Below are 10,151 nucleotides of genomic sequence, written 5' to 3'. Positions count from 1 at the left end.
CTCGCTACTGTTGTTACCTCGTCAATTTTATGGGACTACTTTACCTTGCTTTGGCCTGTATCCTTTGGAGAAAACTATTATAGCAAGATGTATGCCGGACATTCTCTAAGTGTACTTTCTTGCAAAGGGAAAATTGGGAGGATGCTGGCAGGCCAGTCAGAAGAGGCGGAGTTGTAACTTTGCTAGATTTATGGCAAAAATGGAGTGCTCAATTTTGCGCTCACGGCTTGCAAGAAAGTACACCTTTTTGCAAGGCCGGCGGGCGTATTCCCAAGGGATAACGGCATGGTCAGCAGAGATAACTTGTTGGAAACATACAGGAAGGGAACCTCCATCCCCTCGCGGAGGTTCCATGGCAAAGCTTGAGGAACTCACCGCAGGCAGCAGTGTTCTCGGCATCGCACCGCAGGAAGCCGTAACTATCGTGGCGGCCCAGTGGTACGGCAATGCCGTTCTGGACATCACCTACAAGGACAGCCGGGGCACGCCGGGCACTCGCCTTCTCTACCGGGAAGACGAGTCTTCGCTCACACTCCAGAAGGCCGAACTGCCGTGGAGCTTCGATGCCGACGGCGCACAGCTCCGCCTTGCGTCCGAGGCGTGGCGCATCCACTACGCCCACCTCTTCGACCCGTATCTCGCCGTCCACACATCCGATGTCGAGCCGCTCCCGCATCAGATTTCCGCCGTCTATCAGGAACTTCTGGGCCGCCTGCCTCTGCGCTACATCCTCGCGGATGACCCCGGCGCGGGCAAAACCATCATGACCGGCCTGTTCATCAAGGAACTCATCGCGCGCGGCGACCTCAAACGCTGTCTCATCGTCAGCCCCGGTTCGCTGGCCGAACAATGGCAGGACGAGCTTTTCCGCAAGTTCCACCTGCGCTTCGAGATACTCAGCAACGAACGCATCGAAGCCGCCGCTTCCGGCAACGTGTTTCAGGAAACGGGCTTCGCCATTGCGCGGCTCGACAAGCTGGCCCGCAACGAGAACCTGCTCGACAAGCTCCGCGTCACCGATTGGGACCTGATAGTCTGCGACGAAGCCCACAAGATGTCCGCCACGGTCTGGGGCGGCGACGTGAAAATGACGCGCCGCTACCAGCTCGGCCGCCTGCTTTCCAGCATCACGCGGCACTTCCTCCTACTCACCGCCACCCCGCACAACGGTAAGGAAGAAGACTTCCAGCTCTTCCTCGCGCTCGTGGATCTGGACCGCTTCGGCGGAGCCTCCCGCACGGGGGCGCAGTCCGTCAACGTGTCGGATGTCATGCGCCGCCTGGTAAAGGAAGAACTCCTGAAGTTCGACGGCTCTAAACTCTTCCCCGACCGCCACGCCGCCACGGTGGACTACAGCCTTTCGCCGCAGGAAGCCGAACTCTACAAGGCCGTGACCGAGTACGTGGAGAACGAATTCAACCGCGCGGACAAGCTGAACAACGAGCGCCGCACTACCGTGGGCTTCGCGCTCACCATTCTCCAGCGCCGCCTCGCGTCCTCGCCGGAAGCCATTTTCCAGTCTCTGCGCCGCCGCAAGGAACGCCTTGAACGCCGCCTTGAAGAAGAACGCCTCGGCCAGCGTGCCCAGATGTGGGAGCGAGACCACACCGTCCTCGACCTTGCCGACGCGGAGTTCGATGACGACGACCTGCCCTCCGCCGAACTGGAAGAAGCCGAAGAGCAGGTGGCCGACCGCGCCAGTGCCGCATCCACCATCGCGGAACTGGAAGCGGAAATCGCCACGCTCAAGGTGCTGGAAGCCATGGCCGCCCGCGTGCGCGCCAGCGGCAAAGACCGCAAATGGGAAGAACTCTCCGGCCTGCTTCAGGACGAAGAGTGCATGTTCGATTCGGACGGCTCCCGCGAAAAGCTCATCATCTTCACGGAACACCGCGACACGCTCCGCTACCTCACGGGCAAGATTCGCTCGCTCCTCGGCAGTGAGGAAGCCGTGGTGGTCATCGACGGCGGCATGCTCCGCGACGAACGCCGCAAGGTTGAGGAACGCTTCAAGCAGGACAAGGACGTGCGCATCCTCATCGCTACGGACGCCGCAGGCGAAGGCCTCAACCTCCAGCGGGCGCACCTTATGGTGAACTATGACCTGCCGTGGAACCCAAACCGCCTCGAACAGCGTTTCGGCCGAATCCACCGCATAGGCCAGAGCAAGGACTGCTGGCTCTGGAACCTCGTTGCCGCAGAGACCCGCGAAGGCAAAGTCTTCAAAAAGCTCTTTGAAAAGCTGGAGCAGGAGAAGCAGGCGCTGGGCGGCAAGGTCTTCGACATACTCGGCAAGGTCACGTTCAACAACCGCCCCTTGCGCGAACTGCTCATCGAAGCCGTGCGCCACGGCAGTGACCCCGCTGTGCAGACCCGCCTCGACGCCGACATGGACTCGGCCTTCGACCGCGAGGCCATACGCAAGCTGGTGCAGGATCACGCCCTCACGCAGGACGTGATGGACGCCGAAACCGTGGCCGTCATACGCGAGAACATGGAACGCATGGAGGCCCGCCGCCTCCAGCCGCACTTCATCGAAGCCTTTTTCAAGGAGGCGTTCCGCGAGCTGGGCGGCCGTATGTCCCCGCGCGAGAAGGGCCGCTGGGAAATCACCTTCGTTCCCCACTCCGTGCGCAGCCGCGATATGCAGGTGGGCAACGGCGAGCCCGTGCTCACCCGCTACGAGCGCATCTGCTTCGACAAGGCATACCGCAACATTTAGGGCGCTGTGCCTGCCGCGTTCATCTGCCCCGGGCATCCCCTGCTCGAAGCCGTGCTCGATGTGATGCGCGAACGCTCCGGCGACCTCTTGAAGCGCGGGGCCGTGCTGGTGGACGAAAGCGACCCCAGCGAAGCCGCGCGCCTGCTCTTCTACATCGAGCATACCATTCAGGACGGCACGCTCCTTGCCGACGGGAGCCGCCGCGTCATCTCGCGCAACATCCATTTTGTAGAGATAGGCGAAGACGGCACGGCCACGAACGCAGGCTACGCGCCGTATCTCGATTACCGCCCCGCCTCTGGCGAGGAGCGGCAGGCCGCGCTCGAACACGCCAGCGGTAAGGCTTGGCTTGCGGGCGGCGTGGAAAGCCTCGCCCTCGGCCACGCCGTGACGCGGCTCATCCCCGGCCACCTGAACGAAGTCCGCACCCGCAAGGAACGGCTCATCGACAAGACCGAAAAGGCCGTCAAGGAACGCCTCACCGCCGAGATCCAGTACTGGGACTACCGCGCCGCCGACCTCAAGCTCAAGGAAAACGCGGGCAAGCGCAATTCCCAGCTCAATTCGCAGATGGCGGAACGCCGCGCCGAAGAGCTGGCCGCCCGCCTCAAACGCCGCATGGACGAGCTGGCCGCCGAGCGCACTATTTCGGCCCTGCCGCCGGTCATCATCGGCGGGGCGCTCATCATTCCCGGCGGACTGATGGCGAAGCTCACGGGCCGCGCCACGCCTGAGTTCTGCGCCGACGCCCGCGCACGCAAGGCCATAGAAATGGCGGCCATGCAGGCCGTGATGGAAGCCGAACGCGCGCAGGGCTTCCTGCCCCGCGACGTGAGCGCGGAAAAATGCGGCTACGACATCGAAAGCACCGTGCCGGACGCCCTCGCCAAGGGCGTTCCCAGCCTGCGCTTTATCGAAGTGAAGGGCCGCGCCGCCGGGGCAACAAACGTCATCGTCACGAAAAACGAAATCCTTACGGCCCTGAACCAGCCGGAGCAGTTCATCCTTGCCCTTGTGGAAGTGGACGGCCCGCGCACTCGCACGACCTACCTGAAGCGGCCCTTTGTAAATTCGCCGGACTTCAGCTCGGAAGGCAGTATTTTCAACCTTTCCGCGCTGATGAGCAATGCGGAAATCATCTACGAAGGGTAAGCCATGAGCCAGATAAAGAAACTCATCGAAGTCGCGCTTCCGCTGGAAGCCATCAACGCGGAGTCCGCCCGTGAGAAGTCCATCCGGCATGGCCACCCTTCCACCCTGCATCTGTGGTGGGCGCGCCGTCCGCTGGCCGCCGCCCGTGCTGTCATCTGGTCTTCCTTGGTGGACGACCCGTCCTCGCATCCTGAGCTTTTCCCCACGGAACAGGAGCAGGAAAAGGAACGCCAGCGTCTGCACAGCCTGCTGGCCCGCCTTGTGAAGTGGGAAAATTCCAACGATGAAGACCTGCTGAACGAAGCCCGCGCCGAAATAAAGAAGTACATGGGCGAAGAGCCGCTGGTGTTCCTCGACCCCTTCGCGGGCGGTGGTGCTATCCCGCTGGAAGCCCAGCGTCTGGGGCTTGAAGCCCACGCGCACGACCTGAACCCCGTGGCCGTGATGATAAACAAGGCCATGATAGAGATTCCCCCGCGCTTTGCCGGGCAGGCTCCCGTGAACCCCGAAGCCCGCGCCAAGCTGGGGCAGGATCGCTCGTGGCGCGGAGCCACCGGCCTTGCCGAAGACGTGCGCTACTACGGCGAATGGATGAAGCAGGAGGCTTTCAAGCGCATAGGTCACCTGTATCCCAAGGTGCAGATTCCTGCCGAACAGGGCGGCGGCGAGGCGACCGTTATCGCATGGATATGGGCTAGGACTGTGAAATGTCCGAACCCCGCCTGCGGTTGCGAGATGCCGCTGGTTCGCAGTTTTGAGCTTTCCAAGAAAAAGGGAAATGAAGCGTGGATTGAGCCGCATTTCGAGGACGGAAAAGCCAGCTATGAAGTGCATCATAGCGGCAAGCCCAAGCTCGAAGGCACGGTGAACCGCAAGGGAGCTGTGTGCGCCTGCTGTGGTACGCCTGTGCCGTTCACCTATGTGCGGGAACAGGGGATGAAAGATGAACTTTCAGCTCATCTTATGGCAGTTGTGGGAGAAGGAAGAAATGGTCGTATCTACATCCCCGCTGATGAAATCCAAATAAACTCTTCAACGGTTGAAAAGCCTTCCGATTATCCTGAAGGAGAGCTGGCTTATTATCCCGGGCATCTAAACACCAATGTTTATGGCCTGACGGAATTTCATAAACTCTTCACCAACCGCCAGCTCACAGCCCTTACCACCTTCAGCGACCTCGTAGCCGAAGCCCAGCAGAAGGCCATGCGTGATGCCTTGGCCATCGGCATGACCAACGATGAAACGCCACTTGCTGAAGGTGGCGCAGGTGCATTGGCCTATGGTCAGGCTGTAGGCGTGTATTTGGCGTTTCTTGTGGATAAGATGGCGGATAGAGGCTCTTCTATTTGCAGTTGGGATAGCACACGCGATGGCCTAAGAAATACTTTCGGCCGTCAGGCGATTCCTATGGTCTGGGATTTTTCAGAAGGGAATCCTTTCAGCAATTCTTCTGGATGTTTTGATAATATGTTGGACTGGGTTATAAAATGTCAGTTGGAGTTTCCAGCTAGCTCCAAGGGGCATGCCATTCAACATGACGCTCAGACAGACTGCCAGCTTCGAAATATTGTCGTATCTTCCGACCCGCCTTATTACGACAATATCGGCTATGCCGACCTTTCTGACTTCTTTTATGTCTGGCTGCGGCGTTCTTTGAAGTCCACTTACCCTCAGCTTTTCCGAACTATGCTTGTCCCCAAGACGGAAGAACTGGTGGCTACTCCCTATCGTTTTGATGGAAGCAAGGAAAAAGCCCGTAATTTTTTTGAAGACGGCATGTTCAAGACCTGCTGTCAACTTTACAAATATTCTCGGGAAAATGTGCCCGTTACCATTTATTACGCTTACAAACAAAGCGAATCGGACGAGGGAAAGGAAGACAAGCAGACGGCCTCTACAGGTTGGGAAACCATGCTTTCCGCTATCATTCAGGCTGGCTTTGCCATTACCGGCACATGGCCAATGAGAACAGAAATGGCTAACCGCTCTATTGCCAGCAACTCCAACGCCCTCGCTTCCTCCATCGTGCTGGTCTGCCGCAAGAGGCCGGAAGATGCGCCCTCCTGCACGCGGCGTTCTTTCATTGCCGAGCTGAAACGAGAACTCCGCACGGCGCTGAAGAAGCTCCAGTCCAGCAATATCGCCCCGGTGGACATGGCACAGGCCGCCATCGGCCCGGGCATGGGCGTGTATTCCCGCTACGCCAAGGTGCTGGAGGCGGACGGATCGCCCATGAACGTGCGGAGCGCACTCCAGACCATCAACGCCGAGCTCGACCTGTATTTCTCGGAACAGGACGGCGTGCTCGATTCCGAAAGCCGCTTCTGCGTTGACCTCTATACCCAGTTCGCCTTCAACAACATGAAGTTCGGCGAGGCCGACGTTCTGGCCCGCGCTAAGAACACCTCTGTGGAACGTCTGGCCGAAATGGGGCTGGTCTATTCCGAAAAGGGCGTCGTCCACCTTTTCGACCGCTCCGAACTGCCGGAATTCAAAGCCGAGGCGCGAAGCTCCACGGGCCGATGCCTCTGGATGCTCACCCAGTACCTTTGCCAGTTCCTCGAAAAAGGCGGTGTTGAGGCCTGCGCCATGCTCTGCATGGATTACCCCGCCGACGCCGAACGCGCTCGCGACCTCGCCTACCGCCTCTTCTCCCTTGCCGAGCGCAAGGGCTGGAACGCCGAAGCCTACGCCTACAACTCGCTCGTGGTCTCGTGGCCCGAGATACAGCAGAAGGTTTCCGAACTTCGCGCCGTGCGCCGCTCCGCCCAGCAGGGTTCCCTTATCTGATGAGAGTTAGCCATGACCAACAATAACGAACTCGTTTTCCGTGGTTTCCGTGCCCTGCTCATGGGCTTTGCCCCGTACATCTGCGCCGCCCTCCGTGTGGAGTATGGGCCGGATTGGTGGCGTCAGGCCGTGCTCACCACCCTGCACGAGCTTCAGCGGCGAGGACTGCCCCTCGAAGGTCCGGATCAGAAGCTCATGGAATCGCTGGACATCCAACGATGCCTCATCCTTTTTGATGCGCTGTGGGGCGATGTGTTCCGTAAGCGTCTGTCCATCGACCACCGCACATGGGCCAAGGAACTCATGGGCGTGCGCAACAAGCTGGCCCACATCGGCGCGGACGATTTCAACGACAGCGACACCTGGCGCGCGCTCGACACCATGTCTCGCCTCTGCGAGCAGATAGACGCCGAAGCCACCGAAGAGATCCGCGCCCTCCTGCGTGAGTCCCGCTATGGCTCTGCCGCCGGTTCCACGGCTGTCACCGCTCAGGCCGCTCAACCCGCGCCCGCCGCGCCCAAGGCTTCCGGCATACTCGCGGAATCCCCGGCCAATCTGCCGAGCTGGCGCGATGTCATCGAACCTCATCCCGACGTAGCGCAGGGCCGCTACCGCAACGCCGAGTTCGCCGCCGACCTCTCGCAGGTGGCGCGCGGCGAAGGCTCTTACGAATACCGCGACCCCGTGGAATTCTTCGCCCGAACCTATGTCACCGAAGGCATGGCCGGGCTTCTGGTGCAGGCTCTGCGCCGTGTGTCCGGCAAGGACGGCGAACCCGTCATCCAGCTCAAAACGGCCTTCGGCGGCGGTAAAACCCACAGTATGCTGGCCCTTTACCACCTTCTGCGCGGCACGGTCTCCGTGGACAAGATTCCCGCCGTGCGTCCGGTGCTCCAGTCCGCAGGGCTCGCCAGTCTGCCCAAAGTCCACGCGGCGGTGCTAGTCGGTACTGCGCTCGACCCCAGCAAGGTGAAGCGCCCGCAGAATCTGCCCGGCATCACGGTCAGCACGCTCTGGGGCGAAATGGCCTATCAGCTCGCGCTCTCGGCCCAGAATCCCAAGCTCTACGACTTCGTGAAGGAGGCCGACAAGAAAGGCATCTCCCCCGGCTCGGAAGCTCTCAAGAACCTCTTCGATGCCTGCGGCCCCTGCCTCATCCTCATGGACGAACTTGTGGCCTACGCCAAACGCATCTACGGCGTGAACGGCCTGCCGTCCGGCTCTTTCGACAATTTCATCACCTTTATTCAGGAGATAACCGAGGCCGCCCGCGCCAGCCGTAACAGCCTTGTGGTGGCCTCCATCCCCGAATCGAACATCGAGATCGGCGGCGAGGCCGGGCAGACCGCTCTGGAGGCCATCGAGCACACCTTCGGCCGCATGGAATCCATCTGGAAGCCCGTGGCCGCCAACGAGGGCTTCGAGGTGGTGCGCCGCCGTCTCTTCCTCGACTGCAAGAACCCCGGCGCACGAGACATGGTGTGCGAGCATTTCAGTGCCATGTACCGCGAGAACACGTCGGATTTTCCTCTGGAAACCAAGGAACTTGAGTACAAGAACCGCCTCGTTTCCTGCTACCCCATCCATCCCGAAGTCTTCGACCGCCTCTACGACGACTGGGCCACGCTGGAGCGCTTCCAGCGCACGCGCGGCGTTCTGCGCCTCATGGCGGCGGTCATCCACGAGCTGTGGATGGGCAACGACGCGGGACTGCTCATCATGCCCGGTTCCCTGCCTATGGACGTGCCCAACGTGCGCGACGAGCTGACCCGCCACCTCTCCGAAGGCTGGAATCCGCTTGTGGATAAGGAGGTGGACGGCAAGCAGTCCGTGCCCTACCTGCTGGACAAGGCCAATTCGCGCTACGGCAAGATTCTCGCCGCCCGCCGCGTGGCCCGCGCCATCATGCTGGGCAGTGCGCCCACGGTGCGCCAGCAGAACGTACGCGGCTTGGAGGCGTCGCGCGTGCGCCTCGGCGTGACCCAGCCCGGCGAGCAGGTGGCACTGTTCAACGACGCCTGCAACACGCTCAAGAACAAGCTGGCCTACCTTTACACCAATCCTTCCGGCGACCGTTTCTGGTACGACACGCGGCCCACGTTGAGAAAGACCGTGGAAGATCGCGCCACGCAGATCGCGGCCTCGGACGTGGAATTCGAGATAGAACGCCGCCTCAAGAAACTGCGTAAGGAAGCGCCGTTTGCGGGTATTCACGTTTGCCCGACGTCGTCGCTGGACGTGCCGGATGAGCAGTCCGTGCGACTGGTGGTTCTGCGCCCGGCGGAGAGCTACGCTCAGTCGGCTCAGGACTGCGCCGCCATGCGCTCAGTAAGTGAGATGTTTGAAAAGCGCGGCACGGCTCCGCGTATGTACCGGAATATGCTGGTCTTTCTCGCGGCGGATCAGGCGCTGATGGCCAATCTTGAGCAGGAGGTGCGGCGTTTCATTGCGTGGACTTCCATCAAGGAAGACAGCCAAGACCTGAACCTCGATGCCGCGCAGAACCGCGAAACGGAAGTCAGCCTCAAGCGCAGTGACGAGACCGTGGACCTGCGGCTCAAGGAAGCATGGTGCTGGCTGCTTGTGCCGAGCGTTGACACCTACGACCGCAAAACGCTGGACTGGGAACGCACGCGCCTGAGCGGCGGCACGGACGGCATCATCACTCGCGCGGCCAAGAAACTCCTGCAAAATGAATGGGCTGTGACCAAGTGGGCCCCGGCGCTCCTGCTCATGGAACTGGATAATCTGCTGTGGCAAGGCGTGAACCATCTGGAGATAAAACAGCTCTGGGAATGGCTCTGCACCTATTGCTACCTGCCGAGGCTGGCGAGCTATGACGTGCTAGAAGAGGCGATTACGAGCGGCCTTGGCGAGACGGAGTTCTTTGCCTATGCCGCCGCTGTGGGCGAAGACCGTTATATCAGCCTGAAACTTGGCGAGAGAGTGCGCCCGGAAAAGAGCGGCTACCTTGTGAAGGTGAAGGCCGCCAAGGCTCAGATAGAGCGGGAGAAGGAAGCCACGACTCCGCCGGTACAGCCGCCTGTCGTTGAACCTGTCGTGCCTACTCCTGACAGGCCAGCTCTTGTTACTCCTACGCCTCCCGCGCCCCAGCCGGTTCAGCCCACCCCGCCTGCGCCGAAGAGCATGAGCTTCTACCTCTCGACTCAGCTCGACACCACCCGCGTGAACCGCGATGTGCAGAAGATCCTCGAAGAGGTGGTCTCCATCCTCACGCAGGAAAACGGCGTTACCGTGGAACTGCGCTTCGACGTCCATGCGGCTGCGCCCAACGGCCTCCAGCCAAGCACGATACGCGCTGTTTCCGAAAACTGCCGCACTCTGAAAATCACCAACTTCGGCTTTGTGGAAGAGTAGAGGAGCACGAAAAGGAGGAAGATATGGCTACATTTAGAGCGTGTTTGGAAACTTCAGCTTTTATAGTTACAAGAAGGCATGTGGACAAAAAAAGACTGTGCGCGGCAGC

General features: G+C 60.5%; 4 protein-coding genes. All 4 read left to right on the top strand.

Annotated features, from left to right (window positions below; genetic code table 11):
- Positions 1 to 352 precede the first annotated feature (352 nt).
- From HF854_RS11545 to HF854_RS11535, 4 genes are read left to right on the top strand one after another with little or no spacing between them, the layout of a single operon-like run.
- Positions 353 to 2,722, top strand: coding sequence for a DEAD/DEAH box helicase (locus HF854_RS11545; RefSeq protein WP_205906121.1), 2,370 nt, complete (start codon positions 353 to 355; stop codon positions 2,720 to 2,722).
- Between the two features lie 6 nt (positions 2,723 to 2,728).
- Positions 2,729 to 3,874: a protein NO VEIN domain-containing protein gene (locus HF854_RS12895; RefSeq protein WP_205906120.1), complete on the top strand. Its 1,146-nt coding sequence runs from the start codon at positions 2,729 to 2,731 to the stop codon at positions 3,872 to 3,874.
- Positions 3,875 to 3,877: 3 nt separating this feature from the next.
- Positions 3,878 to 6,664 carry a DUF1156 domain-containing protein gene (locus HF854_RS11540; protein ID WP_168936426.1) on the top strand — a complete coding sequence of 929 codons (2,787 nt, stop codon included), beginning with the start codon at positions 3,878 to 3,880 and terminating at the stop codon, positions 6,662 to 6,664.
- A gap of 12 nt (positions 6,665 to 6,676) precedes the next feature.
- Positions 6,677 to 10,042: a DUF499 family protein gene (locus tag HF854_RS11535; protein ID WP_168936425.1), complete on the top strand. Its 3,366-nt coding sequence runs from the start codon at positions 6,677 to 6,679 to the stop codon at positions 10,040 to 10,042.
- The last annotated feature ends 109 nt before the right edge of the window (positions 10,043 to 10,151 follow it).

This window comes from Desulfovibrio piger, assembly GCF_012843875.1.
Taxonomy (GTDB): Bacteria; Desulfobacterota; Desulfovibrionia; order Desulfovibrionales; family Desulfovibrionaceae; genus Desulfovibrio.
This window is presented reverse-complemented; position numbering and strand designations above follow the sequence as displayed.

Bases quoted from the DNA above. Each gene is read 5' to 3' on its own strand.
- HF854_RS11545 (WP_205906121.1), top strand. From the start codon at position 353: ATGGCAAAGCTTGAGGAACTCACCGCAGGCAGCAGTGTTCTCGGCATC.
- HF854_RS11540 (WP_168936426.1), top strand. From the start codon at position 3,878: ATGAGCCAGATAAAGAAACTCATCGAAGTCGCGCTTCCGCTGGAAGCC.
- HF854_RS11535 (WP_168936425.1), top strand. From the start codon at position 6,677: ATGACCAACAATAACGAACTCGTTTTCCGTGGTTTCCGTGCCCTGCTC.